At 67.0% G+C, this 25,262-nt stretch carries 29 protein-coding genes, 2 tRNA genes and 1 pseudogene; 15 read left to right on the top strand and 17 right to left on the bottom strand.

Annotation, left to right across the window (positions count from 1 at the left end):
* Positions 1-19: 19 nt before the first annotated feature.
* A complete protein-coding gene (gene dps / locus AC1DVA_RS03035) occupies positions 20-625 on the bottom strand; it encodes a DNA starvation/stationary phase protection protein Dps (RefSeq protein ID WP_476804924.1) in 606 nt (201 codons plus the stop codon).
* 179 nt (positions 626-804) lie between these two features.
* Here dps and AC1DVA_RS03030 point away from each other — a divergent pair, with 179 nt between their 5' ends.
* Entirely contained in the window at positions 805-1,287 is a 483-nt protein-coding gene (locus AC1DVA_RS03030; protein ID WP_265053388.1) for a pyridoxamine 5'-phosphate oxidase family protein, read from the top strand.
* Between the two features lie 23 nt (positions 1,288-1,310).
* Positions 1,311-1,610 (top strand): hypothetical protein, encoded by a 300-nt coding sequence (locus tag AC1DVA_RS03025; RefSeq protein ID WP_265053387.1) that lies wholly within the window; start codon positions 1,311-1,313, stop codon positions 1,608-1,610.
* A 25-nt stretch (positions 1,611-1,635) separates the two neighbouring features.
* Here AC1DVA_RS03025 and AC1DVA_RS03020 read toward each other — a convergent pair whose 3' ends face one another.
* The 4 genes from AC1DVA_RS03020 to AC1DVA_RS03005 form a co-directional block, all read right to left on the bottom strand.
* Positions 1,636-2,238 carry a PopZ family protein gene (locus AC1DVA_RS03020; protein ID WP_265053386.1) on the bottom strand — a complete coding sequence of 201 codons (603 nt, stop codon included), beginning with the start codon at positions 2,236-2,238 and terminating at the stop codon, positions 1,636-1,638.
* A 191-nt stretch (positions 2,239-2,429) separates the two neighbouring features.
* A complete protein-coding gene (locus AC1DVA_RS03015) occupies positions 2,430-4,052 on the bottom strand; it encodes a TolC family outer membrane protein (protein WP_476804923.1) in 1,623 nt (540 codons plus the stop codon).
* A complete protein-coding gene (locus AC1DVA_RS03010; protein WP_476804922.1) occupies positions 3,997-4,638 on the bottom strand; it encodes a protein-L-isoaspartate O-methyltransferase family protein in 642 nt (213 codons plus the stop codon). The genes AC1DVA_RS03015 and AC1DVA_RS03010 overlap by 56 nt, the downstream gene beginning before the upstream one ends.
* Before the next feature lie 185 nt (positions 4,639-4,823).
* Positions 4,824-4,898, bottom strand: a tRNA-Asn gene (locus tag AC1DVA_RS03005).
* A gap of 169 nt (positions 4,899-5,067) precedes the next feature.
* On the opposite strand from AC1DVA_RS03005, the gene AC1DVA_RS03000 reads away from it, so the two are divergent.
* Positions 5,068-5,141 (top strand) — tRNA-Cys (locus AC1DVA_RS03000).
* A 98-nt stretch (positions 5,142-5,239) separates the two neighbouring features.
* Positions 5,240-6,694 (top strand): cryptochrome/photolyase family protein, encoded by a 1,455-nt coding sequence (locus tag AC1DVA_RS02995; RefSeq protein WP_476804921.1) that lies wholly within the window; start codon positions 5,240-5,242, stop codon positions 6,692-6,694.
* 6 nt (positions 6,695-6,700) lie between these two features.
* Here the strand turns inward: AC1DVA_RS02995 and AC1DVA_RS02990 are convergent, their stop codons facing one another.
* Positions 6,701-7,486 carry an SDR family NAD(P)-dependent oxidoreductase gene (locus AC1DVA_RS02990; RefSeq protein ID WP_476804920.1) on the bottom strand — a complete coding sequence of 262 codons (786 nt, stop codon included), beginning with the start codon at positions 7,484-7,486 and terminating at the stop codon, positions 6,701-6,703.
* Positions 7,487-7,655: 169 nt separating this feature from the next.
* On the opposite strand from AC1DVA_RS02990, the gene AC1DVA_RS02985 reads away from it, so the two are divergent.
* From AC1DVA_RS02985 to AC1DVA_RS02975, 3 genes are read left to right on the top strand one after another with little or no spacing between them, the layout of a single operon-like run.
* Positions 7,656-8,372, top strand: coding sequence for an alanyl-tRNA editing protein (locus AC1DVA_RS02985; RefSeq protein WP_476804919.1), 717 nt, complete (start codon positions 7,656-7,658; stop codon positions 8,370-8,372).
* A gap of 33 nt (positions 8,373-8,405) precedes the next feature.
* Entirely contained in the window at positions 8,406-9,263 is an 858-nt protein-coding gene (gene sseA, locus AC1DVA_RS02980) for a 3-mercaptopyruvate sulfurtransferase (RefSeq protein WP_476804918.1), read from the top strand.
* Between the two features lie 13 nt (positions 9,264-9,276).
* Positions 9,277-9,798 carry a cupin domain-containing protein gene (locus AC1DVA_RS02975; RefSeq protein WP_476804917.1) on the top strand — a complete coding sequence of 174 codons (522 nt, stop codon included), beginning with the start codon at positions 9,277-9,279 and terminating at the stop codon, positions 9,796-9,798.
* Between the two features lie 151 nt (positions 9,799-9,949).
* On the opposite strand, the pseudogene AC1DVA_RS02970 reads toward AC1DVA_RS02975, so the two are convergent.
* Together AC1DVA_RS02970 and AC1DVA_RS02965 are read right to left on the bottom strand one after the other, a co-directional pair.
* A pseudogene (locus tag AC1DVA_RS02970) lies at positions 9,950-10,430 on the bottom strand (SAM-dependent methyltransferase).
* 4 nt (positions 10,431-10,434) lie between these two features.
* Positions 10,435-10,641 (bottom strand): TOBE domain-containing protein, encoded by a 207-nt coding sequence (locus tag AC1DVA_RS02965; protein ID WP_476804916.1) that lies wholly within the window; start codon positions 10,639-10,641, stop codon positions 10,435-10,437.
* 126 nt (positions 10,642-10,767) lie between these two features.
* Here AC1DVA_RS02965 and modA point away from each other — a divergent pair, with 126 nt between their 5' ends.
* Genes modA through modC form a run of 3 tightly spaced genes read left to right on the top strand, consistent with a single transcriptional unit; the run spans position 10,768 to position 13,357 of the window.
* Positions 10,768-11,571, top strand: coding sequence for a molybdate ABC transporter substrate-binding protein (modA, locus tag AC1DVA_RS02960; RefSeq protein ID WP_476804915.1), 804 nt, complete (start codon positions 10,768-10,770; stop codon positions 11,569-11,571).
* Positions 11,568-12,266, top strand: coding sequence for a molybdate ABC transporter permease subunit (gene modB, locus AC1DVA_RS02955; RefSeq protein ID WP_476804914.1), 699 nt, complete (start codon positions 11,568-11,570; stop codon positions 12,264-12,266). Before modA ends, modB begins: the two co-directional genes overlap by 4 nt.
* A complete protein-coding gene (gene modC, locus AC1DVA_RS02950) occupies positions 12,263-13,357 on the top strand; it encodes a molybdenum ABC transporter ATP-binding protein (protein WP_476804913.1) in 1,095 nt (364 codons plus the stop codon). The genes modB and modC overlap by 4 nt, the downstream gene beginning before the upstream one ends.
* A 31-nt stretch (positions 13,358-13,388) precedes the next feature.
* Here the strand turns inward: modC and AC1DVA_RS02945 are convergent, their stop codons facing one another.
* Positions 13,389-13,601, bottom strand: coding sequence for a hypothetical protein (locus AC1DVA_RS02945; protein ID WP_476804912.1), 213 nt, complete (start codon positions 13,599-13,601; stop codon positions 13,389-13,391).
* Here AC1DVA_RS02945 and AC1DVA_RS02940 point away from each other — a divergent pair.
* From AC1DVA_RS02940 to AC1DVA_RS02930, 3 genes are all read left to right on the top strand, one after another.
* The gene (locus AC1DVA_RS02940) at positions 13,591-16,113 is read left to right on the top strand and encodes a heavy metal translocating P-type ATPase (protein ID WP_476804911.1); all 2,523 of its coding nucleotides are present in this window, start codon (positions 13,591-13,593) and stop codon (positions 16,111-16,113) included. The genes AC1DVA_RS02945 and AC1DVA_RS02940 overlap by 11 nt on opposite strands.
* Entirely contained in the window at positions 16,113-16,523 is a 411-nt protein-coding gene (gene cueR / locus AC1DVA_RS02935) for a Cu(I)-responsive transcriptional regulator (protein WP_476804910.1), read from the top strand. The genes AC1DVA_RS02940 and cueR overlap by 1 nt, the downstream gene beginning before the upstream one ends.
* Before the next feature lie 166 nt (positions 16,524-16,689).
* Positions 16,690-18,108 (top strand): M20 family metallopeptidase, encoded by a 1,419-nt coding sequence (locus AC1DVA_RS02930; protein WP_476804909.1) that lies wholly within the window; start codon positions 16,690-16,692, stop codon positions 18,106-18,108.
* A gap of 396 nt (positions 18,109-18,504) precedes the next feature.
* On the opposite strand, the gene AC1DVA_RS02925 is transcribed toward AC1DVA_RS02930, so the two are convergent.
* The 6 genes from AC1DVA_RS02925 to AC1DVA_RS02900 all read right to left on the bottom strand — a co-directional run bounded on the left by AC1DVA_RS02925 (position 18,505) and on the right by AC1DVA_RS02900 (position 22,430).
* Entirely contained in the window at positions 18,505-18,753 is a 249-nt protein-coding gene (locus AC1DVA_RS02925; RefSeq protein WP_476804908.1) for a hypothetical protein, read from the bottom strand.
* Between the two features lie 83 nt (positions 18,754-18,836).
* On the bottom strand, positions 18,837-19,703 hold the full coding sequence (locus AC1DVA_RS02920) for an energy transducer TonB family protein (protein WP_476804907.1): 867 nt from the start codon (positions 19,701-19,703) through the stop codon (positions 18,837-18,839).
* Positions 19,700-20,149, bottom strand: coding sequence for a TonB system transport protein ExbD (exbD, locus tag AC1DVA_RS02915; protein ID WP_265053367.1), 450 nt, complete (start codon positions 20,147-20,149; stop codon positions 19,700-19,702). Before exbD ends, AC1DVA_RS02920 begins: the two co-directional genes overlap by 4 nt.
* 3 nt (positions 20,150-20,152) lie before the next feature.
* Entirely contained in the window at positions 20,153-21,223 is a 1,071-nt protein-coding gene (exbB, locus tag AC1DVA_RS02910) for a tonB-system energizer ExbB (protein ID WP_476804906.1), read from the bottom strand.
* 328 nt (positions 21,224-21,551) lie between these two features.
* Positions 21,552-21,902 (bottom strand): winged helix-turn-helix domain-containing protein, encoded by a 351-nt coding sequence (locus AC1DVA_RS02905; RefSeq protein ID WP_476804905.1) that lies wholly within the window; start codon positions 21,900-21,902, stop codon positions 21,552-21,554.
* Positions 21,903-21,911: 9 nt separating this feature from the next.
* Entirely contained in the window at positions 21,912-22,430 is a 519-nt protein-coding gene (locus tag AC1DVA_RS02900) for a GAF domain-containing protein (RefSeq protein WP_476804904.1), read from the bottom strand.
* A gap of 184 nt (positions 22,431-22,614) precedes the next feature.
* Between AC1DVA_RS02900 and AC1DVA_RS02895 the strand changes: the two genes are divergently transcribed.
* Entirely contained in the window at positions 22,615-23,415 is an 801-nt protein-coding gene (locus AC1DVA_RS02895; RefSeq protein ID WP_476804903.1) for a methyltransferase domain-containing protein, read from the top strand.
* Between the two features lies 1 nt (position 23,416).
* Here the strand turns inward: AC1DVA_RS02895 and AC1DVA_RS02890 are convergent, their stop codons facing one another.
* The gene (locus AC1DVA_RS02890) at positions 23,417-23,992 is read right to left on the bottom strand and encodes an NAD(P)H-dependent oxidoreductase (RefSeq protein ID WP_476804902.1); all 576 of its coding nucleotides are present in this window, start codon (positions 23,990-23,992) and stop codon (positions 23,417-23,419) included.
* A gap of 85 nt (positions 23,993-24,077) precedes the next feature.
* On the opposite strand from AC1DVA_RS02890, the gene AC1DVA_RS02885 reads away from it, so the two are divergent.
* Positions 24,078-24,965, top strand: coding sequence for a LysR family transcriptional regulator (locus AC1DVA_RS02885; RefSeq protein WP_476804901.1), 888 nt, complete (start codon positions 24,078-24,080; stop codon positions 24,963-24,965).
* A gap of 29 nt (positions 24,966-24,994) precedes the next feature.
* On the opposite strand, the gene AC1DVA_RS02880 is transcribed toward AC1DVA_RS02885, so the two are convergent.
* On the bottom strand, positions 24,995-25,262 hold a 268-nt coding region (locus tag AC1DVA_RS02880; RefSeq protein ID WP_476804900.1), incomplete at its 5' end, for an integrase core domain-containing protein.

The raw sequence follows: 25,262 nt of genomic DNA, 5'->3' as shown, positions 1-25,262 counted from the left end.
CCCATGCGCGGGGCGCGCGTCAACGTTTTCGATGCCGCGCGCCGCAGCGCCTCGCGAGAAAGCCGCCYCAACCCAGGTTCGACTGCAGGAACCAGAGCGACTTGTCGAGCATGCGCGAATAGGCCGTCAGGATGTCGGCAGTATCGGCATCGCCCGCTTCGTCGCAGGCGTCTATCGCCTCGCGAACCTTGTTGGCGGCGTCGGCATAGCGCTCGATCAGCGCGTTGAGGTGGTCCTGAACGGCGACGATCTCGGTCGGGTAGGCTTTGAGGGAGGTCGATTCCGCCGTCGTCTGCGTGGTGCCGAACGCAATGCCGCCAAGCTGGGCGATACGCTCGGCGACGGTGTCGACATGCTCGTCGAGCTGGTCGCGAAAGCCGTCGAGCATCAAGTGGACGCCGATGAAGCCAGGGCCCTTCAGATTCCAGTGCGCCTGCTTGGTGACCAGCGCCAGATCGATACCGTCAGCCAACCGTTCGTTGAGCAGGCCGACGACCTTCGTTTTGGTGTTCGAAGCCAGATCGATTTTGCTCGATTTCACGATCCGCGTGGATGCGGATGTCTTCGGCGCGGTCTTGTTGGCAGGCGTCTTGGTAGCAAGTGTCTTGGCGGCAGGCTTGGCCATGGCAGATCCCCCGGAGCGGAAAAACGGCGAATGAAAGCGCGATGCGCAGGCGGCTGCAAAGCGCGTCACACCTTACGCGCGAGCGGGCCGGTTGTTCCCTGACTTCTTCCCAGCAGCGGCAGGGAACTTGCCGTCCGGCGATCCGTTGCATCGACAACGACTGCAACAGGAGAATCGGCATGTCTCACAGTGATCAGGACCGGGTCTGGAGCCTCATCGACGCGATCAAGTTCGCCATGCTCGTGACCCATGACGGCAATGGCGACGAGCTTCGTGCGCGCCCCATGCACGCCCATGGCAAGCGCGAGGACGACACGATCTACTTCCTCACGGATCGCCGCCATCACAAGGATGACGAGATCCAGATCAACGAAAATGTCTGCCTCGCCTTTTCCGATACGAGCGGGCACCGCTACCTGTCGATCAGCGGGACTGCGACCGTGGTCGACGACCGCGCCCTCGTTCAGGAGCTGTGGGAGCCGAGCAACAAGGCCTTCTGGGACGACGAGAACGATCCCGATATCCGCGTCCTGCGCGTGCGACCGGCGATGGCGGAATTCTGGGACAGCCCCGGCAAGATCGTCACCACCGTCAAGATGGCCGCTGCGGCCCTGACCGGAGCGAAGCTCGAATTCGGCGAGAACCGCAAGGTTTCTCTGTAACTCACTGATAAACGGGAAGAACCATGCTGAAACTCATTGTTCACGGTCTCGGGGCCTGGTTTGCCGTCGAGGCTGCTTCCGGGCGCTATCCGCGTCCGGTCGCTGTCGGCCTGACGATGCTGGTCTCGCGGCTGGGCGCCCCCGCGACCGCTTTCGCGATGCTCGGCTACGGGTTGAAATCACTCAGGGAAGCCGGCGCCTTCGACAGCTGGGAAGCGCCGCGAGCGCGGACGACACGCCCGGCGCGCGCGCGACGCCCGGCGCTGGCTGCCGCCAGCCGCAGAGGCGCGGGACGTGGAAGCCGCGCGGCTAGCAACGGCTGACTGGGTCCTGTCGGCGCGGGCGGACTTAGCTCCGCCCGCCTCGTGCGACCCGTTCGATCTCGGCGCGGACGAGGCGTTCCACCATCGTCGGCAGATTGTCGTCGAGCCATGTCTTCAGCATCGGCTTCAGCATGTCCTTGACGAGGTCTTCCAGCGTCCGGGCATTGTTGCTGAGCACGGTGCTGGCGAGCTGGCCGAAGGCGTTCGTCACCACCGAGCTTGCCTGATCCGACAAAAGGCTCGCCATGTCGACGGCCGGAGCAGCGGATGTCATCTGCGCGGGCGCGGCCGGAATGGGCTCCGGCGCTGGCGGAGGCGGCGCGGCCGCAGCGATGACCGGCGGTTCCTCGACGAAGGCGACGTCGGACTCGTCGGAAATTTCGACCTGCGATGGAGCAGGCTCCGGCTGCGGCTCGGGTGCCGGCACCGGGGCGGCGATCAAAGCCGCTTCGGCACCGAGGTCGAGCACGTCGTCGTCGATTGCCGCCAGCGGTTCCGGCTCGGGGGCGGCTTCAGGAGCCGGAGCGGCTGCTTCGCCCGGTTTCGCCTCGTCATCCGAAATGATCCGGCGAATGGAGGCGAGAATCTCCTCCATCGACGGTTCGCTGGGCTTGGCTTGCGCGCTCATGAAGGCCTGACCGTTGGACACCGGGCGCGCCAATGGAATCAACGCTGCTCCGAGAGCGGAGTATTCCACGACTCGCGGGTCAGACAAGGCAAGGACCGGCTCTCCCACAGGAGAAATCGGCGCTGTTGCCTGAATGCGCCGGCCCTGGCGGCTGGCGCGTGCCAGCCGCGATCAGTGCTCGATGGATCGCCTCAGCGGCCGTCGGGTGTCTGGGTGCCCCACCACAGGCCCTTGACCTGGTCGTAGTGCTGGCGGGCGTCGTAGGTCTCTGCCTTGAGCTTTAGTGTCTGCGAGGACAGCCTGCCGATGGCGGAGAGGACGGCATAGGAAGCCACGACGCGGTCGCGCTGTGCCGTCACCAGGGTCGAGCGAGCGATGACCAGCTCCTGCTGGGCGTTCAGGACGTCGAGCGTGGTGCGCTGGCCGACCTTCGCCTCTTCGCGCACGCCGGCGAGCGCGGTGGAAGCCGCTTCGACCTGGGCCTGTGCGGCCACGATCTGCGCTTTGGCCGCATCCAGCCCGCCCCAGGCGGAAACGACGGCGGCGCGGACGGTATCGCGCTGGGTATCGACATCGATGCGGCGCTGGCCGGCCGTTTCCTTGGCCTGACGCGTCCGGGCATAAACCTGGCCGCCCTCGTAGATCGGGATCGTCAGCGCGCCGACGATGCTCGCCGACAGACGATTGTCGCCGAAGAGCGTGCTGTCGTAGCGCTGCTGGACGGTACCGGTCACGCCGAAGGTCGGATAGAGATCCGATTCCGTCACCTTTACCTGCAGCTCGGCCGCATCGACACCGTGCAGCGCGGCGATGATGGCCGGGTGATTGCTCAGCGCACCGGTCAACGCCACCGACAGGGACTTCGGCAGGAGATTCTCGATCGGACGGCCGGGTGCGAGCTGACGCGGTTCGACGCCGATATTCTGGCGAAAGCGCGCCACCGAGGTCTTGAGATTCGATTCGGCGAGAATCGCCTGCGACTGAGCCTGGGAAAGCCGGGCTTCAGCCTGCGCGACGTCGGTGCGCGTCACTTCGCCGACCTGAAACCGGTCCCGCGTCTGGCGCAGCTGCTCTTCCAGAACCTCGACGTTGTTCCGGTTCAGATTGAGGATGGCCGTGTCGCGCAGGACGTTCATGTAGGACGTCGCGGCATCGAGCAGGACGTTCTGCTCGGTATTGCGCAGCGTGGCTCGCGCGCCGAGCACCTGCGATTCGGACTGGCTCACCGTGTTGCGGGTCCTGCCGGAGTCGAAGATGTTCTGCGTGACCTGAACGCCGGCACCGCGGGGCGCCAGCCGGCTCGTCGAATTGGGCGATCCCGGAAGATTGGAATCGACGATGCTCGCGCCGATGTCGGCGGAAGCGGTGATCCTGGGGCGATAACCAGAAAGGGCCTGGGGAACGTTCTCGTCGGTCGCCCGCACTGCGGCGCGCTGGGAATTCAGGGTCGGATTTCCGGAGTAGGCCCGCGCCAGCGCCGAATCCATCGTCTGGGCCGCTGCCGGCAGAGCCCAGCCCCCGGACATCGCCAAAGCGATGACGGCGGAGAGCCCGAACCCGTAAATCTTGTCGTATCGTCTTTTCACTGGACGCCTCTTGTGCGCACTGAAGTCGCGCCCAGGCATCGCCCCAGCCTCGGCATAAGTCTCAATGTCATACCCTTCCTGACGCAATGCGCCAACGCGCGGTCGACGTCGGGAGCATTTCCCTAGGAACCTGCCACAAAAATGCGACACCTCCGTTAAGAAACAGATGCACTCAGAATACGAATGCTTCCGGGCGACGGAATTCGGATAATTCGGGAGCCGCGGCATCGAATACGGGGCGTCCGGCGACGATATCCGAGGATTTCCGATAGAGCTTGACGCGGGCGGAACGCCCTGTCCCTTCGACCACGATCAACCGCCCATCAGCGCGGAGCAAGGGAAAAAGCGACTCCGGCTGCATCTCGCAGGCGCCGCTCACCAGAATCGCATCGAATGATTCGCGGCTGGGTTGCGTCGCGACGATCGAAACCTCTCCGGCGCCCGCTGCCCGCAGGGCGCTCTCGGAGAGCGCGCGGGCCGGAGCATCGGGCTCCCAGAGCGTCGTCTTCGCACCCATATGGGCCATCAGCGCGGCGCCGTAGCCGGAGCCGCCGCCGTATTCGAGCGCATCATCGCCGGGCTGCAGTTCAAGCAGCTGGATCATCCGGACGATCACCATCGGCGTCATCAGCGCGCGGCCGGTGCCGGGCAGAGCGATGGACTGATCGAGATAGGCGAGATGAGCGAAATTCTTGGGGACGAAGGCCTCGCGCGGCACCGAATCCGCCGCTGCCAGCACAGCGCGGTCGGTGATGTCATAGGTGCGCAACTGGCAATCGACCATGTTGCGGCGCAGCCCGCTGAAATCGTCCATAACCCTGAACTCTCCGTCTGCGCTGTCACCGGCAAGCGTCGGCTGCGAGGGGCAGCTTGCGTCCAGCCGCCTCGGCGCCGTTCACGGCAGCTTTGTGTTCGACCCGGGAGCAAAAGGCAAGCGCGCCTTGCATCGCAGCAAGACTGCGAAGCACCGCCTGCACCTGGGAATTTTGGGGGGTGAGCTGGCTCCCGGAGCAGGATTCGAACCTGCGACCAATCGATTAACAGTCGATTGCTCTACCGCTGAGCTATCCGGGAACAACGTGGCGGCGTCATAGCGGGGCATTCCCGGCAGCGCAAGCCCCTTGCGAGCCAGCCAAACAGATTTGTCGCCCCCGCTGTGGAAGATGCGATGGCGGGTTGCGGCGCGCGACGGCTTGTGGTTATTGCGCTCTCGCTGAAGCGGCCTGCGCCGCTTTCGCCGGAAGGCCTCGTGGCGGAGTGGTTACGCAGAGGACTGCAAATCCTTGCACCCCGGTTCGATTCCGGGCGAGGCCTCCAACATCATCATCACCCCTGATACCGATCGCGCTCATCCTGCGTTTGCCTTCGCGTGGGCCGCGGCTTGTCCGACACGCTCTAGCTCGGGATAAGGGATGATGACGAAACGCGCCCTGCACTGGTTCCGGAACGATCTGCGGCTGGCTGACAACCCAGCGCTTTCGGCGGCGGCAGAGGCCGGCCAGCTTCTTTGCCTCTATATCCTCGATAATGGCCCCGATCGGCGCGCGCTCGGCGGTGCCTCGCGCTGGTGGCTGTCGCGTTCGCTGGATGCGCTTGGCGCCGCCCTCGCGCGGAAGGGTGGTCGGCTCGTCCTGATGCAAGGCGACCCGGCCGAGATCATTCCGCGCATTGCCGAGGCTGCGGACATCGACCTCGTCACCTGGAACCGCCGCTACGAAGCCCCGGCCATCGCCCTGGATACCAGGCTCAAGGACCAGCTGACCGCGCGTGGAATCAGCGTCCGCAGCTTCAACAGCCATCTTCTGAACGAGCCATGGCAGGTCACCACGACGACGGGCCAGCCGATGAAGGTGTTCACGCCGTATTGGCGCGCGGCCCGGCAAAAGGGTGAGCCGGCAGCGCCGATTCCGGCGCCCTCGCGAATCGACGCGCTCGCACTGCCCGAATCGATCGAGGCGCTGGCGGTGTCACTGGCGAATCTGGGGCTCGAGCCCCGAAAGCCCGATTGGGCCGGCGGATTGCGGGCCGAATGGACGCCGGGTGAGCAAGGCGCGACTGAGCGTCTCGACGATTTCCTCACGCGTTCGCTTGAGGGTTACACCGAAGGCCGCGACCGGCCGGGGCGGGAATCGACGTCGCGGCTTTCGCCGCATCTGCGTTTCGGCGAGATCGGGCCGCGCCAGATCTGGCATGCGCTCCGCCACACCCGCGAAACCGGAGAAGCGGTCGGATCGGAAGGCGATGCTGAGAAGTTCTTGGGCGAGATCGGCTGGCGGGAGTTCTCCTACCACCTGCTTTTCCACAATCCCGAGCTGCCGACGCGCAACTACGACACGCGCTTCGACGCCTTTCCCTGGTGGGCGGACGAGGAGGCCCTGCACCGCTGGCAGAGCGGGCAGACCGGCATCCCGCTCGTCGATGCCGGCATGCGCGAGCTCTGGGCGACCGGCTATATGCATAACCGCGTCCGGATGGTCGTCGCCTCCTTCCTGATCAAGCATCTGCTGCAGGATTGGCGCGCGGGCGAAGCCTGGTTCTGGGACACGCTCGTCGACGCCGACCCGGCCAGCAACGCGGCGAGCTGGCAATGGGTCGCGGGGTCCGGTGCGGATGCGTCGCCCTATTTCCGGATATTCAACCCCATCACGCAGGGCGAAACCCACGATCCCAAGGGCGATTATGTCCGCCGCTGGGTGTCGGAGCTGTCGGGGCTCTCCAACAGCGATATCCATCAGCCCTGGAAGGCGTCCCAGGCGGCCCTGCGGGAGGCAGGCGTTCGAATCGGCGAGACCTACCCTGCCCCGATCATCGACCTCGCCTTCGGCCGGCAACGGGCGCTCGATGCCTTCGCGACGATCCGCAATCGTTGAGGCACCTCAGCGGCTTCGGGCGGCGAATCCGGACATCAGGGCGAAATAGACAGGGTCGGGCAACAGCCGCAGCGCCTTCATCGACCAGGCCAGCCGCCGCGGGAAGGCGATCTCGAAGCCGCCGCGCTCGAAACCGTCGACGATTCGGCTGGCGCCATCCGCCGCCGTCATCAGGAAGGGCATCGGGAAGCGCCGCCCCTGCGTCATCGGGCTGTCGACGAAGCCGGGATTGACCACCTGCAGGCGGATGCCGGCGGGCTCGCAGTCGAAGCGCAGCGACTGGCACAGATGGATCGCTGCCGCCTTGGTCGCCCCATAGACCGCAGCGCCGGGCAGGCCACGATAACCGACGAGCGAGGCATTCACCGCGATCTGCCCGCGTCCGCGGGGGATCATCCGGTGCTGCACGGCGGAGAGGCTCTTCACCGCGCCGAGCAGATTGACCGCGATGACATTCTCGACGGTCTCGACATCGAAGGGCCGGCCCTCGATGCCGGATGCGACACCGGCATTGAGGAAAGCGAGCGCGATCGGCCCGTGAATGCTTTCGATCGCTTCGACGACGCCCAGCATCGACTGCGCCTCGGTGACGTCGCCGGCATGGGCGACGATCCGGCCGGGCAGGCCCTCGGCCTCGCGCGCGACGGCTTCGAGCGCATCCGTCCGCCGCGCGGTGATCGCGACCGTCCAGCCGCGTCGCGCCAGTTCGAGCGCGACCGCCGCGCCGATGCCGGAGCTGGCGCCGGTCACCCAGGCCACGCCGTCCTGCGGTTTCATGCGGGCTAAGGCCATGGCCACTCCGGATTGGTCGAGCCTGCCATTTAGGCACGAAACCACCGCGCCGAAAGCCATGCGCATCGGATCATCCCCGCTATCCTGCCAAGGCGGTGGCATGAGCGGCGCAATCGGTGCAGTCTGCGCCGCGAAGGCGCTTTGCCGCCGCTAGCGAGATGACCGGACCATGCCGACCGAACTGCTCTTCCGCGATGATGCCTATCTGAAAGAGACGCCAGCCACCGTCGAGGCCGTCAACGAGCGCGGCGGAATCATCCTCGACCGCACCGTCTTCTATGCGACGGGTGGCGGGCAGCCGGGCGATGCCGGGCATCTGCGCCGGGCCGATGGCAGCCTCATCGCCGTGGGCACCGCGATCTACGATCCCGAGGACAAGAGCCGGGTCATCCATGTGCCGCTCGAAGGCCAGGCGCTGCCTGCCGCAGGCGATGCCGTCACCGCCGTGCTCGACTGGGAGCGCCGTCTCAAGCGCATGCGCATCCACACGGCCTTGCATCTGCTCAGCGTCGTGCTGGCATACCCCGTCACCGGTGGATCGATCGGCGAAGGCGACGGGCGGCTGGATTTCGACATTCCCGAAGGCGGGCTCGACAAGGCCGAGATCGCCGAGAAGCTCAATGCGCTCGTCGCGCGCGACGCCGATGTCACCGAACGCTGGATCACGGATGAGGAGCTGGACGCCAATCCGGGCCTCGTCAAGACGATGTCGGTGAAGCCGCCGCGCGGCTCCGGCCGGGTCCGGCTCGTCGCGATCGGTGATATCGACCTGCAGCCTTGCGGCGGCACACATGTCCGCAACACCGCGGAGATCGGGGCGGTCGCCGTCACCGATATCGAGAAGAAGGGCAAGCAGAACCGGCGCGTCCGGATCGCGCTGGCCTGAGAACACCAAAGCTGATGCCCAGAGGATACGCCTATGGCCCGTGAAGACGTCTTCGTTTCGACCGAGTGGCTGGCCGAGCGCCTGAACGCGCCCGACATCGTCGTGGTCGATGCGTCCTGGTATCTGCCGGCGCAGAAGCGCGACGGAGCGGCCGAATACGCCGCGCGCCGCATTCCGGGCGCTGTCCATTTCGACATCGACAAGATCAAGGACACCCGCTCCTCGCTGCCCCATATGCTGCCATCGGCCCCTGAATTCGCGGCCGCCGTGGGCGCGCTCGGCATCGGCGACGGCATGCGCATCGTGGTCTATGATGGGCTGGGCTTCTTTTCGGCGCCGCGCGTGCGCTGGACCTTCAAGGTGTTTGGCGCCCGCGATGTCGTCATCCTGGATGGGGGCTTCCCGAAATGGCTCGCCGAGGGACGCCCCGTCGAGGAAGACAGCCCGCCGCCGCGCCAGCCCCGCGTCTTCACCGCCCGGCTCGACAACGGCGCCGTCGCCGATGCGGAGGACGTGGCGCGCGCGACGGCCTCGCAAGCGATCCAGGTGGTCGACGCGCGCGCTGCCGATCGCTTCCACGGCGAGGCGGCGGAGCCCCGGCCCGGCCTGCTGTCCGGCCATATTCCCGGCTCGCTCAGCCTGCCGTCTTCGCAGCTCACCACCGATGGCAGGCTGAAGGAGCCGGAAGAGATCGTCAGGCTGTTCCAGGATGCCGGCGTCGATCTCGACAAGCCCTCGATCATGACCTGCGGCTCGGGCGTCTCGGCCGTGATCCTGTCGACGGCGCTCGAGACCATCGGCAAGCCGGCCAAGGCAATCTATGACGGCTCATGGTCCGAATGGGGCATGGGCGAGCGGCCCGTCGCAACGGGGCCGGCGAAGCAGGGCTGATTGGGAGACTGCCATGGGCCAAGAACACGACCATTCGCACGATCATTCCCACGACCACGCCCATGACGGCGAGCTGCGCTGGAAGCATGACGGCGTCCGGGTGATCTCGGGCGATCAGCTCGATCCGAACACCGCCCAGACACCCGGCATGTTCCGGCAGGCGGCGATCAACCATGCCCGCGTCGGCGCGCAGAAGATCTGGGCCGGCACGGTCGCGATCGAGCCCAACGCCAAGACCGGCGTGCACCATCACGGCGAGCTCGAGAGCGTGATCTATGTGGTGAGTGGGAAGGCTCGCATGCGCTGGGGCGAGCGACTGGAATTCGTCGCCGAAGCCGGGCCCGGCGACTTCATCTACGTGCCGCCCTTCGTGCCGCATCAGGAGATCAACGCCAGCCCTGACCAGCCGTTGCAATGCGTGCTGGTCCGCTCCGACAACGAGGCGGTGGTCGTCAACATCAGCGATGTCGATCCGGTCGAGAAGCCGGAAGCGGTCTACTGGGTCGACCCGATCCACAAGCACCCGCACGGGTGAGCCGGGCGGCGAAGGGAAACCTTCCGTCATGCTCGGGCTTGACCCGAGCATCTCCTGCCGAATGAGGCTCCCGAGCATCTCCTGCCAGAGATTCTCGGGTCTGCGCTTCGCTTCGCCCGAGAATGACGGCGGGGGGTTCAGGTTGGCCGCCTCAACCCGTCTCGAAATCGCCCGGCTGAGGCGGTGCGATCGGGGTGAAGAGCGTGCGGTCCGGCTTGATGTCGAGGAGCGGCGTCTCGTCGAGGCAGTCGAGCCCACGCACCAGCAAGACCCGCCCTTCCCGCGCGACCAGCGTTGCGATCGAGTTGGGCCGGACCGGCGTGCGCAGGGCAAAGGTCCCCTGCGTCTCGCCATTGTTGGCCGGGCTCTGGCGCACGAGGTCGCGGCGCGACTGGTGCAGCCAATAGAGCACCTCCAGCCGCTCGAAGCGCTCGATCCCGTCCAATGCCTCGTCCCAGGGCGGGAACAGCTCGATCCGGCAGACCGGACCATCCGCCCTGCCCTGGCGCGGGCATGTCAGCCGCGAGGTCCAGGGCGTGTGGATGGTTGCCGATGAAGACGAGGCTGGCATCTGTCGCCTGCGGCGGCGCGACGGCGATCTCCCTGTCGCGGATCTCGTTCTCGCGGACCATCTTTTCAATCGATCGCGATCATCACGTCGGAGGCCTTCACCACGGCATAGGCTTCCTTGCCGACGGTCAGCTTGAGGTCGTCGATCGCCGCATTGGTGATCGAGGACGTTACGATCGCACCGCCGATATCGATGCGGACATGGGCCGTGGTTGCGCCCTTGGTGATCTCGACGATCCTGCCCTTGAGCTGGTTGCGCGCGCTGATCTTCATGGTTGCTCTTCCTTTGTCGATGCCGCGGTCATGTCGCTGCTGTCGCCGCTCCTTGACTCGCCTGCGAGCGCACGGCAACGATCGCTATATCCAGTGATATACAACGATAAGACAGCGAGGAAGAGCATGATCAAGCGCCGGACAATGCTGGGCCTGGGCCTGGCTTTCGCCATGAGCATGGCACCTGCCTTCGATGCCGCGCAGGCACAGACGAAGGACCTCGTCATCTTCGCCGCCGCCAGCATGAAGAATGCGCTCGACGAGGCCGCCGCCAACTGGGTGAAGGAGAGCGGCCGGCCCGCGCCGAAGATCTCCTATGCCGCCAGCAACACGCTGGCCAAGCAGATCGAGAACGGCGCACCGGCCGATCTCTTCGTCTCGGCCGACCTCGACTGGATGGACTATGTGGCGGGCAAGAACCTGATCAAGCCGGACACGCGCGTCAGCCTTCTCGCCAACCGCATCGTGCTTGTCGCCGGCAAGGATTCGACCGCCAAGCTCGACCTGAAGCCCGGAGCCGATGTCGCGGCCGCGCTCGGCTCCGACCGGCTGGCTATGGGCAATGTCGATTCCGTCCCGGCCGGAAAATATGGCAAGGCCGCCCTGGAGAAGCTCGGCGCCTGGGACAAGGTGAAGGACAAGATCGCGCAGGCCGACAATGTCCGCGCCGCGCTGCTGCTCGTCTCGCGCGGCGAAGCGCCGCTCGGCATCGTCTATGCAACCGACGCCGCCGCCGACCCGCAGGTCAAGGTCGTCTCGACCTTCCCGGAGGATTCGCATCCGCCGATCATCTATCCGGTCGCCGTCCTCAAGGATTCGGCCAATCCCGACGCACAGGCCTTCCTGACCTATCTGCGCGGCGCCGGTGCGAAGCCCGTCTTCGAGAAGCAGGGCTTCACGGTGCTCAACAAGGCCGCCAGCTCTTCGTGAGCGACTGGCTTTCGCCCGAGGAATGGACGGCGGTCAGGCTCAGCTTGATCGTCTCCACCACCGCCATGCTCGCGAGCCTGCCCCTCGGGCTGGGCGTCGCGCTTCTGCTGGCGCGCGGGCGCTTCTGGGGCAAATCGCTGCTCGACGCGATCGTCCATATGCCGCTGATCCTGCCGCCGGTGGTGACGGGCTATCTGCTGCTGCTCGGCTTCGGCCGGCGCGGGCCGATCGGCGAGTTCCTGTATGACTGGTTCGGGATCGTCTTTTCCTTCCGTTGGACGGGCGCGGCGCTGGCCTGTGCGGTGATGGGCTTTCCGCTGATGGTCCGCGCGATTCGCCTCTCGATCGAGGCCGTCGACCGCAAGCTGGAGGCTGCCGCCGGCACGCTCGGTGCGAACCCTCTCTGGGTCTTCCTCGTCGTTACCCTGCCGCTCTGCCTGCCCGGCATCATCGCCGGCATGATCCTGTGCTTCGCCAAGGCGATGGGCGAATTCGGCGCGACGATCACCTTCGTCTCCAACATTCCCGGCGAGACGCAGACGCTGCCCACCGCGATCTACACCTTCACCCAGGTGCCGGGCGGCGACGCTGGCGCGATGCGGCTGACGCTGATCTCGATCGCGATCTCGGTCGCGGCGCTCGTGCTCTCGGAGCTGATGGCGCGGATGGTCGGCCGCCGGATCGCCGTCGAATGAATCCCGTCCTCGATATCGCCGTCCGACACCGGCTCGGCGACTTCCAGCTCGATGCCTCCTTCGTCTCCGACGGACGCCTGACGGCGCTGTTCGGCATTTCCGGCTCGGGCAAGACCTCTCTGGTCAACGTCATCGGCGGGCTGATCCGTCCGCAGGCAGGCCATGTCCGTGTCGATGGCGAGACGCTGGTTGATATCGAACGCGGCATCTTCCTGCCGAAGCATCGCCGGCGGATCGGTTATGTCTTCCAGGAAGCGCGGCTCTTCCCGCATCTCACCGTGCGGCAGAACCTGCTGTTCGGGCACTGGTTCGTGCCGCGTGAGGCCCGCAAGCCGGCCGAGCTCGACAAGGTTCTGGAGCTGCTCGGCATCGGCCATCTCCTACGCCGGCGTCCCGGCTCCCTCTCCGGCGGCGAGAAGCAGCGCGTCGCGATCGGCCGCGCTTTGCTGGCGCAGCCCCGTCTGCTCCTGATGGACGAACCGTTAGCGGCGCTCGACGAAGCCCGCAAGGCGGAGATCCTGCCGCATATCGAGCGGCTGCGCGACGAGGTCGGCATCCCCATCGTCTATGTCTCGCATGCGCTGGCGGAGGTCGCGGGGCTCGCCACAACCGTCGCCATGGTCGAGGACGGCCGCGTCGCCGCCTGCGGTCCGACGGCCGATATCCTGTCGCGGCCCGATCTGGCGGCACGGCCGGGTGCTCCGGAGGCGAGCTCGCTCCTCGCGGCGGAGGTCGTCGCGTTCGACGAGGAATTCGGCCTGGCGCGGCTCGCGACGCCGGCCGGGCCGCTCACGGTCGGGCGCGGGGTGCTCCGGCAGGGTCAGCGGATCAAGATCCGCATCCTGGCGAGCGACGTCATGCTCAGCCTCGGCCGTCCAGCCGAAATCAGCGCGCTCAACGTGCTCGCAGGGACGGTCGCCGAGATCGGAGAGCGAAGCGGCGCGGGGGGCAGCACCGTGCATCTGCTCCTCGCCTGCGGCGAAGCGAATCTGGCGGCCCGGCTGACGGCTAAATCGGTCTCGACGCTCGGGCTTTCTCCCGGCAAGCCGGTCCACGCGGTGATCAAGAGCGTCTCGGTCGAGATGCCTTGAACCGGTTGCGCCGATTCGACTGGCGTTGCCGTCATTCTCGGGCGAAGCGAAGCGTAGACCCGAGAAACTCAGGCAGGATGAGGTGAAGGAAGCCTCTTTCGGCATGAGATGCTCGGGTCAAGCCCGAGCATGACGCCAGGCTGGCGATGGAGTTTTCAAAAACTGGCATACCCCTTGACCTTCCCATGATGGGAAGCCCCATATGCAGCGTCATCACCATGAAGGAGACGGCGATGACGGTCATCGACAAGGTCAGGGACAATCTCGAAACGCTCGATATGGGCGTGGAGGGCATGTCCTGCGCGAGCTGCGTCGGGCGCGTCGAGCGAGCCATCGCGACGGTTCCGGGTGTCGACGCGGTCGCGGTCAATCTCGCGACCGAGCGGGCGCGCGTCACTTTCGCCAAGGGCGGCACAGATCTCCGCAAGATCGAGGATGCGGTCCGGCAGGCCGGCTACAAGCCGATCGAAAGCACGATTGATCTCTCGGTCTCGGGGATGAACTGCGCCTCCTGCGTCGGGCATGTCGAGAAGGCGCTGCGCGCCGTGCCGGGCGTCGTCGACGCGACCGTGAATCTCGCCACCGAGCGCGCCACGGTAAGGACCCTGGCCGGCACCGACATCACCCCCGCCCTCGTGAAGGCTGTCGCCGGCGCCGGCTATGAGGCGAGCCGTCTCCAGCCGGAGGCCGCCCATGCGGCAGGCCCTCACGACCATATGGCCATGATGAAGGAGGAACAGCAGGCGCAATTGCTGCGCTCGGTCATCCTCGCCGCCGTGCTGACGCTGCCGCTGTTGGTGGTCGAGATGGGCAGCCATATGGTCCCGGCCCTGCACCATTGGCTCGCCGGGACCTTCGGCGAATGGAATGTCCGCGTCTTCTCCTTCGTGCTTGCGACCATCGTGCAGTTCGGACCGGGCCTCGTCTTCCTGCGCAAGGGCTTTCCGGCGCTGCTGCGCGGCGCGCCCGACATGAACTCGCTCGTCATGCTCGGCACCGGCGCGGCCTATCTCTACTCGACCGCCGCGACCTTCCTGCCCCAGCTGATGCCGGCGGGTGCGGACGGCACTTATTTTGAATCCGGCGCGGTGATCGTGACGCTGATCCTGCTCGGCCGCTGGTTCGAGACGCGCGCCAAGAGCCGGACCGGCGCCGCGATCCGCAGCCTGATCGCGCTCCAGCCGAAGACGGCGCGCGTCCTGCGCGATGGCGTGGAAGCCGACATGCCCGTCGACACCGTCCGGGCCGGCGACATCGTCATCCTGCGGCCAGGCGAGCGCGTGCCTGTTGATGGCGAGGTCACGGACGGCACCTCCTTCGTCGACGAGTCGATGATCACCGGCGAGCCTGCGCCCGTGCGCAAGGAGGCCGGAAGCGCTGTCACGGGCGGTACCGTCAACGGCTCGGGCGCGTTGCGCTTCACCGCGCGCAAGGTCGGTTCTGAGACGCTGCTGGCCCAGATCGTGCGGACCGTGCAGGCCGCGCAGGGCGCCAAGCTGCCGATCCAGGCGCTGGTCGACCGTGTCACGCTCTGGTTCGTTCCCGCCGTGATGGCGCTGGCGCTGGCGACCTTCGTCGTCTGGCTCGTCTTCGGGCCGAGCCCTGCCTTGTCGCATGCGCTGGTCAATGCCGTCGCGGTGCTGATCATCGCCTGCCCCTGCGCGATGGGGTTGGCGACGCCGACCTCGATCATGGTCGGCACCGGCCGGGGCGCGGAACTGGGCATCCTCTTCCGGCAGGGTGACGCCCTGCAGGCACTCAAGGACGTCCAGATTGTCGCGCTCGACAAGACGGGAACCCTGACCAAGGGCAAGCCGGAGCTGACAGACATCGAGCCTGCTTCCGGCTTCGACACCAATGACGTGCTGCGCCTCGTCGCCTCGGCCGAGAACCGCTCGGAGCATCCGCTGGCGCTGGCGCTCGTCGCGGCGGCCAAGGCGCGCGGTCTTTCGCTGGCCGAGCCGGCCGATTTCGTGAGCGATCCCGGTCGTGGCGTCACCGCGACGGTCGAGGGCCGCGGCGTCGCCATCGGCGGCCACAGGCTGATGGAGCAGGCCGGTCTCGACATCGGGCCCTTCGCCGCCCGCGCCCAGGCCCTGGCCGAAGCCGGCAAGACGCCGCTCTATGCCGCCATCGATGGCAGGATCGCCGCCGTCATCGCCGTCGCAGACGCCGTGAAGGAGACGACGCCCGCTGCCATCGCCGCGCTGCACAGGCTCGGCCTCAAGGTCGCTATGGTCACTGGCGACGACCGGCGCACGGCCGAGGCCGTCGCCCGCACGCTCGGCATCGACGAGGTCAGGGCCGAGGTGCTGCCGACCGACAAGGCCGAGGTGGTGAAGGCGCTGCAAAAGGGCGGCAACAAGGTCGCCTTCGTCGGCGATGGCATCAACGACGCCCCTGCCCTCGCCCAGGCGGATGTTGGCATCGCCATCGGCACCGGCACCGATATCGCGATCGAGAGCGCCGACGTCGTGCTGATGTCCGGCGATGTGATGGGCGTGCCGCGCGCCATCGCGCTGTCGCAGGCGGTCATCGCCAACATCCGCCAGAATCTCGCCTGGGCCTTCGGCTACAATGCGCTGCTGATACCGGTCGCTGCCGGCGTGCTCTACCCGGCCCTCGGCATCCTGCTGTCGCCGGTCTTCGCCGGGCTCGCCATGGCGCTTTCGAGCGTCAGCGTGCTCGCCAACGCGCTGCGATTGAAGCGTTTTCGCGTGCCGGCCTCGCATGATGCCGCGCAGAAGGGGTCGTGATGAATATCGGCGAGGCATCGACCCATTCTGGCGTCAGCGCCAAGATGATCCGCTATTACGAGAGCATCGGGCTGATCACCCCGCCGGCCCGCACGGCGGCCCAATACCGTGTCTATGCTCCCGACGACGTCCACACGCTGCGCTTCGTCCGCCGCTCCCGCGATCTCGGGTTCTCGCTGGAGGAGACGCGCGAGCTACTCGCGCTCTGGCGCGACAAGAGCCGGGCCAGCGCCGATGTGAAGAAGCTCGCCATGGCGCATGTGCGCGATCTCGAGGCCAAGGCGGCCGAGCTCAAGGCGATGGCCGACACGCTGCGGCATCTCGCGACGCACTGCCATGGCGACCACCGGCCGGATTGCCCAATCCTGGCGGATTTCGCCGCCGCGTCGCTCGCGCAGGCAAAAGCTTGAGACGCTGTTCCGCCATGCGCTGAATGTCTGGACGGCACCGGCTGAGATTGCTCATATGCCGCGGCCCACCAGAGGCGGGTCCGGCCCGGCTGCATCGGCCCCGTCGGGGAATCCGCCTCTCAACGAAAGACGGGGAGCGCCCGCGCGGTCCCCAGGCGGAACGATCATGGACAATCGAAACGATCTCTGGCGGCATGTCGATGCGAACAAGGAGCGGTTGATCGCACTGAGCGACCGGGTCTGGGGCATGCCGGAGGTGTGCTACACCGAGAAGCGCTCGGTGGCCGAGCATGTCGCCGAGCTGAAGCACCAGGGCTTCCGCATCACCGAGAACGTCGCGGACATCCCGACCGCCGTCGTCGGCGAAGCCGGCGAAGGCGGCCCGGTGATCGCCTTCCTCGGCGAATACGACGCCTTGCCCGGCCTCTCGCAGGAAGCCGGCCTTGCCGAGCACAAGGAGATCGAGACCGGCGGCCACGGCCATGGCTGCGGTCACAACCTGCTCGGTTCGGCTGCGCTGCTCGCCGCCGTTGCGATGAAGGACTGGCTTGCCGAGAACAAGATCCCCGGCCGCGTGCGCTATTACGGCTGCCCGGCGGAAGAAGGGGGTGCTGCCAAGGCCTTCATGGTCCGTGCCGGCGCCTTCGACGACGCCGATGTCGCGATCTCCTGGCACCCGTCGAGCTTCTGGGAGGTCGCTCCGGCGCTGGCGCTCGCCAACACCCGCGCCGATTTCGTCTTCACCGGCCGCGCCTCGCATGCTGCGGCTGCGCCCCATCTCGGCCGTTCGGCGCTCGACGCCGTCGAGCTGATGAATGTCGGCGTCAACTACATGCGCGAGCACATGCCGTCCGATGCCCGCGTCCACTACGCGCTGCTCGACACCGGCGGTATCGCGCCGAACGTCGTCCAGGCCCATGCCCGGGTGCGCTATTCGATCCGCGCCCGCGACCTGCGCGGCATGCTGGAGCTCGTGCAGCGCGTGAAGAAGATTGCCGAAGGCGCGGCTCTGATGACGGAAACCAAGATGGAGATGCGTATCGTCAGCTCTGTCTCCGATCTCGTCGCCAACACGCCGCTCGAAGAAGCCATGCACAAGGTGATGGAAGACCTTGGCGCTCCGCATTTCGACGATGCCGACAAGGCCTATGCCGAGCAGATCCGCGGCACGCTGTCGCCGCAGGATATCGCTGCGATCTGGCGCACCGTCGGCATGCAGGACACGGGCGCGCCGCTGGCCGACTTCCTCGTCCCGCGCGATGCCAAGCGCAATCCGGCCATTGGCTCGACCGATATCGGCGATGTCAGCTGGGCGGTGCCTACCGTGCAGGCCCATGCACCGACCGTCGCGATGGGTACGCCCTTCCACACCTGGCAGGTCGTGGCGCAGGGCAAGGCTCCCGCCGCGCACAAGGCGATGGTCCATGTCGCCAAGGCGATGGCTGCGACCGGTGCGGCCGTGCTGAGCGATCCCGCTTTGATGGAAGCGGCCAAGGCCGACCACAAGGCCCGGCTCGGCAAGGAGGGCTACACCTCGCCGCTCCCGCCCGAAGTGAAGCCGCCGCTGACGATGTCGCTCGGTTAAACTCCGTCATGCTCGGGCGCGACCGGAGCCTTGCTTCGACGAAATTCTCGGGTCGCCGCTGCACGGGGCCCGAGAATGACGCCCTCTTCGTCCGTGATTCCGCTCCGATGTCGTCCCTGACCGAAATCCGCGGGGGCGATGCAGTCGCGTACGGCCGCCGACAGGCACTGCCCAAATTATAGCGGGCGCCGCGGCAAGCTCATTGATTTCAAACGGAAATCAGTCGCTCAAAAATAAGTCAGCTGTGCTGCCCTTTTCCTCTTGCGAGGCCGTGCTCACGCTCCTATCTAGGGTGCAGCGCAGCAGCGATGTTGCGCCGCCCTCCTTGGGCGTTTCCTCCCTAGACTTGGGCTGCGCTTCCCGCGCGGCCCTTTTTTCTTTGCGGATGGGGCGACCTCACCAACGGCGGCCGTAGTACCAGGGCGGTCCGCCGAAGGACGCATCGAACCGGTCGAAGCGGTAGCGCCGATCCGCCGCACGATCGAGATCGAGTTGCAGCAGGCAGTTCGCGAAGCCGTCGCTCGATGGACGGAAGCCGAAGGAGCGGCAGCGCGCCTCATCCGCCGCCCGTAGTTCCGCACTGGTCACGCAGCCGCTGCAGGCGAGCGCCAGGAGCGCCCCGGCGGCGAGCTTTGCGATACTCATTTTGCGATACCCATGGCGCGTCTCCTTTGCGCGATAACCCTGACGCGTTTACGCGCTAACGGCCCCGAGCGTTCCGCACCGCTTCAGCGGGAGAACCGGACGGGGACCGCAAGCGCGATCGAGCTGCCGCCTATGCCGTCCGGCGGCGCAGGAACGGGGCTTGCCCGCCGAACCATCGAGACGGCCTCCTCGTCCAGCGCCGCATCGCCCGATCCATGGACCAGCCGGGCCGACAACACTCGCCCACCGCGATCGATACTGAAAGCGACCTGGACGGTACCCGGGCTGGCGCCGTTCGGGAAGCGCTTGAAGCGGTTGAGATGGGCGATCAGCGAGCCGCGCCAGCTGGCGTTGGCGGCCGGCGAAGCCGACGAAGCGCCCGAAGCAGGCGCCGCAGCGCGGGGCGCGTCCTGCGCTTGCGCGAGCGGAGCCGTGGTCTGCTCGGCCTTCGGCTTGTCCGGGTTCACCGGCTTGCGCCGTTCCACGATCTTCGGCTTCGGCCTGGGCTTCGGCTTCACGTCCGGCGGCGGAGGCTTCGGCTGCTCTTTGGGCGGCGGCGTCAGAATCGCGGCAGCGTCCGGCAGCGGCGGCAGCTCGGGAATCTTGATCTCCGGCTCCGGGATCACGACGGGCTCCGGTTCCGGCGGTGGCGGCTCGGGCTCCTTCGGCTGCTCGACCGGCTCGGGCGGCGGCGGTTCGGGTTCCGGCTGCGCCTCGACCATCTCAGGCCCCGGCGCGATGTCCTGCTGCGGCGATTCGGGCGCGACCGCGAGCGGGGCGAGTTCGATCATCACGGCTGCCGGCGGAGCGCCAATGGCGGCCTCGGCGCGTTGCCAGTTGGCTACGACCCAGCCGGCTGCACCATGGGCACTCACGACGACGAGCGCCGCCAGGCTCCAGCGCAGCGCCGCCGGTGCGAAACGGGAGAGCGACGGGCGTTCCATGCTCATGGCTTGGGCCCCGCGGCGGCGCCCTGCCCGGTATCCTCGAGCCCGACGAGGGCGATCTTCAGATAGCCGGCGTTGCGCAGCAGGTTCATCACCTCCATCAGCTCGCGATAGGCGACGGTGCCGTCGGCCCGGAGGAAGACGCGCTGCTCGCGATCATGGCTGGTGCGCTGGTCGAGCGTCGCCTGCAGCGCTTCGCGCGGCAAGGGGTCGTTGCCAAGCGCCAGCGAGAGATCGCCCTTCACGGTGAGAAAGACGGGCGTATCCGGCCGCGGCTGCGGCTGTGCATTCGAGACCGGCAGATCGACCGCGACATCGACGGTGGAGAGCGGCGCCGCGACCATGAAGATGATCAGCAGCACCAGGATGACGTCGATGAAGGGCGTGACGTTGATGTCACTGACCTCGCCGAGATCGCCGTCCTGCGGATCCTTGAGGGAGACGGCCATGGCTCACTCCGCCGGAACGAGCGACGCGGAGGAAGACGCGGCTGCCGAAGAGGAGGACGACGCTGCGCGCGGCGACGGCGCGATCGCGCGCTGACGCCGCTCCAGATCGCGCGAGAGATGCCGCAGGATCTCACCGGATGCGTCCGACAAGGTCGCGCGGTAGCCGGTGATGGCGCGGGCGAAGACGTTGTAGATGATGACGGCGGGGATCGCCGCGACGAGGCCGATCGCGGTCGCCAGCAGCGCCTCGGCGATGCCCGGCGCCACGACCGCGAGATTGGTCGTCTTCGCCTGGCTGATGCCGATGAAGGAATTCATGATGCCCCAGACCGTGCCGAACAGGCCGACGAAGGGCGCGGTCGAGCCGATTGTGGCGAGCAGGCCGGTGCCGCGCGCCATGGAACGTCCGGCCCGCGCCTCGATCCGCGACAGGGCGATGGAAACGCGCTCCTTGATGCCGTCCTCGCCGAGATCGGCCGAACGGCGCGTCTCGGTCAGGGCGGCGGACAACAGGTCTCCGACTGGTCCGCGCAGCTTTCCGCTCTTCGAGGCCACGGCGCCGGCTGCAGCGCCAAGGCTGTCGGCGGCCTCGATGCGGCGAACGGCACGGCCTGCGGCCGTCTTCGCCGCGGCCAGTTCCATCACCTTGGCGAGCCAGATCGTCCACGTCACCAGCGAGGCGAAGGCGAGGCCGAGCATCACGGCCTTCACCACGATGTCGGCCGCCATGAACATGCCCCAGGGCGACAGGTCGTGCGGCAGCACGGCCGTGGCTACCGGTGCGGCCGGAGCAGGAGCGGGCGGCTCGCCGGCCGTCAGCGGCGGGTGCGCGGTGGTCGGCGGATTCATGCCGAGCTGCGACGGAACCGACGGCAGGGGATTGGTGGGCGTGGCCGGCTGGGCCTGCGCGGCGGGAGGCGATTGGACGGCGGGAGATGGAGCGGGTGCGGGGGCCGGTTGGGCCGGAGTCGTTGCCGGCGGGTTCTGGGTCGGCTGGCCCTGGGCCTGAACGGCGAGGCCCGACAAGGCCGAAAGGCCCGCCGCGACAAGAACCAGACGAAACGCACGCATCATAATCCAGTCCAGTCTTCGCTGGAGGTAAGCCGCCCGGCTGCTGCCGGCCCGGAGCCTCTCGACTTGCGCTCTTCAAGGAGGCCATCGCCTCCGTGCGAAGGGCGCATCCCGAGCATCAAGGTCTCCGTTGCTTCCTCATTGGAATCATTACAAAAAAGGCTTGCAGAACCCATGCTGCATATGCGATACGCCTGTGCGAATCGACCGGTCATGTCAAGGCAAACCAGCCTCGATGCAGGCACGCGCGTGCTGCTTTCCCGGTGCCGATCGACGATCGCGCCGTTCTCACATATCCGCTATTCGATGAGTGCAATGCCGACGCTGGTCTTCAGGAATCGGCCGGTCGGTCGATCTCGGCCTGAAGAGCGGCGAGATGCTCGCTTGCCGCCGCGGCGGCAGCCTGCTCGACGGCGCGGAAGCGCGTGATCAAGGCTTGGCCGAGATCGGTCACCTTGGCTCCGCCGCCATTGCGGCCACCGGTCTGTCGCTCGACCACCGGCTTGCCGAAAAGGGTGTTCAGTTCCTCGACCAGCTCCCAGGCCCGACGATAGGACATCGCCATCGCCCTGCCCGCGGCCGAGATCGAGCCCTGCGCGGCGATCTGCTCGAGCAATTCGATCTTGCCCGGGCCGATCCGGCCTTCCGGATCGAGCTGAATGCGCAGGCTGAGCGAAGCCATCGCGGACGCTCAGGACGCCTTGGCCAGGGCGGCGCCGTCAGTCTCGCCGCAGGCGGCCAGATAAATCGCGGCGATCCTCTCGATGCCGGCCTGATCGGCGGCGTCGAAGCGCCCGGTCAGGGGGCTGTCCAAATCGATGACGCCGATGACACCGTCGCGACCGATCAGAGGCACCACGAGTTCCGAACGCGAGGCCGAATCGCAGGCGATATGGCCCGGAAAGGCGTGCACATCCTCGACAAGGACCGAGACGCCGCGCGCTGCAGCCGTGCCGCAGACGCCCTTGCCGACCGGAATGCGGACGCAGGCCGGCTTGCCCTGGAACGGGCCGAGCACGAGCTCGCCGTCGCGCATCAGATAGAAGCCGGCCCAGTTCAGGTCGGGCATCATCTGGAAGAGCAGCGCCGATGTGTTGGCAGCGTTGGCGATGGGATCGGGCTCGCCCGCGAGCAAGGCCTCGAGCTGCGCCGCGAGTTCGCGATGGAATGCCGCCTTGTCGGTGCTGTCGATGCGATGTGCCTCGAACATGGTCCTGCGCCTCGTTGAAGATATCCGGCTGAAGTCTGACGGGTGTCCTACCACCGTCGTCCGGCAGGCGACAACGAAGGCCTTTCCGAGCGATGGTCGATCATGGCAATCCTCGCCCGCGCCATCTGGCAGGGAATCGGCCCCGCGCCGAGATATCCGGCGGCTGCACAGCGGAGGCCCTTGCATGACGAGTGACCTGCAACCGGCGGCGAGCGTCCGTCGTGCGGATGGCAGCGCAGGCGACGCCGACTATGGCCGGATCGGCTTGGGCTACGCCTCCTACCGCCAGCCGGAACCGGCCATCGCCGCCCTGATCGAGGCCGCGCTCGGCCCGGCCGTACGCATCCTCAATGTCGGGGCCGGCGCCGGCTCCTACGAGCCGCGCCATCGCGATGTGATCGCGGTCGAGCCCTCCGCATCGATGCGGACGCAGCGGCCGGCCGACATCGCCGTGGCGATCGATGCGACGGCGGAGAAACTGCCCTTCCCCGACCAATCCTTCGACGCGAGCATGGCGACCTTCACCGTGCATCAATGGCAGGACCTCGACGCGGGTCTGCGTGAGATGCGCCGGGTCACGCGCGGACCGGTCGTCATCCTGTCCTGCGACCCGGAGCTGGTGGAGGCCTTCTGGCTCAATCATTACGCCCCTGCGGTGCTGGCGACTGAGGCGCGGCGCTATCCCTCGCTCGGGCATATCGGTGCCGTACTGGGCGGCGATGTCGAGATCGTCGCGGTCCCGATTCCCCGCGCCTGCCGCGACGGCTTCAACGAGGCCTATTACGGCCGGCCTGAGCTTTTCCTCGAGCCGGGTGCGCGTTCGGCCTGCTCGGCCTGGAGCTTCGTGAGCGAAGCTGAGAACGCCGCCTCGATCGAGCATCTGCGGCAGGATATCGAATCCGGCGCATGGGATTGCTGTTACGGCTTCCTGCGCCGCCAGCCCAGCTTCGAAGGCTCGCTGCGGCTCGTCATCGCACGGCCCTGACTCAGGCGGCCCTCGTCCGGGCCGCAGGGGTGGCCGCGATCCATCGTTTCAGAGCGGCCACATAACCGGCGGCAGCGTCTTCGAGCGCTTCCGGCGAGAGCTTGTCTGCCTGGTAGAGGATGAAGGGCTCGCTCCAGGGCAGGCCGCAGCGATGGGCCGTGGCGCGCAAGGGGGCGAGCAGCTCGATCATCGGGAACATGTTTCGCCCGCCCACCCGATAGGCCTCGGGCACGTTGCCAGCCGTCGCGGCCAGCATCAACGGCGTTCCTTCCAACAGTCGCCCTTCCGCTTCATAGGCGAGGTAGAACATCCGGGTCAGCACGGCGTCCTGCCAGGACTTCAGCAGAGCCGGGGTCGAATACCACTGGATCGGGAACTGCAGCACGATGCGGTCGGCGGCAAGCAGCCGGGCCGCCTCGCGCTCGCCGTCGCGGAAGATGTCGATCCCGCCGGGATAGGCCGCCTGCATGTCGACGATCTCGATGCCGGGCAGCCTGCTGGCGGCCGCCGCCAGCGCGGCATTCGCCTTGGATTGCGACAGGTCGCGGTGGAAGAGGAGGATCAGCGTCTTGGTCATGGTCGTCTCCTTGGGGATGGAGCGACCCTGTGGCCAGCCAAGAAATTACTCCAATCGATTATCGATCTATACTGTTATTCGATTCATGAATTTACGATCGCTCGACCTCAACCTTCTGGTGGTCCTCGACGCGCTGCTCGACGAAGCGCATGTCAGCCGTGCGGCCGACAGGCTGGGATTGTCGCAGCCGGCGGCCTCGGCGGCGCTGCAACGCTGCCGCCACCTGTTTCGGGACGAGCTTCTCGAACGCGGACGGGGAACGATGTCGCTGACGCCGAAGGCGGAAGCGTTGCGCGCGCCACTGAAATCGCTGCTGGCGAGCGTCACCGAGCTCATCGATCCGCCTGCGGTGCCGCTCGCGGAGATCCGCCAGACGCTGCGCATCACCACGGCCGACTATCCGGCGCTGTTCATCATCGGGCCGCTGCAGCAGGAACTGCAGCATTCGGCGCCGGGGATCGATGTGGTGATCCAGCCCTGGCACGGCGCCGACACGGCCCGGGCCGCGCTGGTCGACGGCACCAGCGATCTCGCCATTTCGGTGTTCCCTCCGGCCGAGGACGATCTCCATCGCGAGGAGCTGCTGGTCGAACGCTACGCCGTCGCGATGCGGCGCGGGCATCCGGCGGCAAACGCCTTCGACCTGGAGCGCTGGCTCGCCTATCCGCACATCCTGGTTTCGGGTCGCGGCGACACGCGAACCCCGATCGATATCGAGCTGGCCAGCCGCGGCCTGTCGCGACGCGTCGGGTTCGTCGTGCCGAACTTCCAGATGGTCCCGACCTTGCTGCGCGGCTCGGACATGATCGCGCTGCTCCCGTCGCGTGTCCTGGCCGATTTCGATGGGCTCGTCTCGTTTCCGCCGCCGATCGACGTAGCCGGTTTCACCCTGCATCTCGCCTGGCACAGGCGGCGCATGAAGGACCTCGCGCTGCAGCATGTCGCCGCGACCCTGACCGGCCTGTTCCGATGATGAATGTTGGCGGCCAGCCTGCGAACGATCTAGGTGTTTAGTCCCGGCATTTGGTGGATTGGATCGAGGGTGAATCGTTCCGGCTCTGAAGTCCAGCGCTTGCAGATGAACTCGTAGGGCGTGAGGCCTTTGAGGGTCTTCAGGCGCCGGCCGAAATTGTAAGCTGAGACGAAGTCCTGGAGGTGACGATCGAGCTGGTCGTGGCTGTCGTAGTGATAGCGTTTGACGGTCGCGTCTTTGATCGTCCGGTTCATTCGCTCGACCTGCCCATTGGTCGCTCGACCTGCCCATTGGTCC

The sequence above is a fragment of the Allobosea sp. P4_C6 genome, from assembly GCF_056402015.1.
This window is presented reverse-complemented; position numbering and strand designations above follow the sequence as displayed.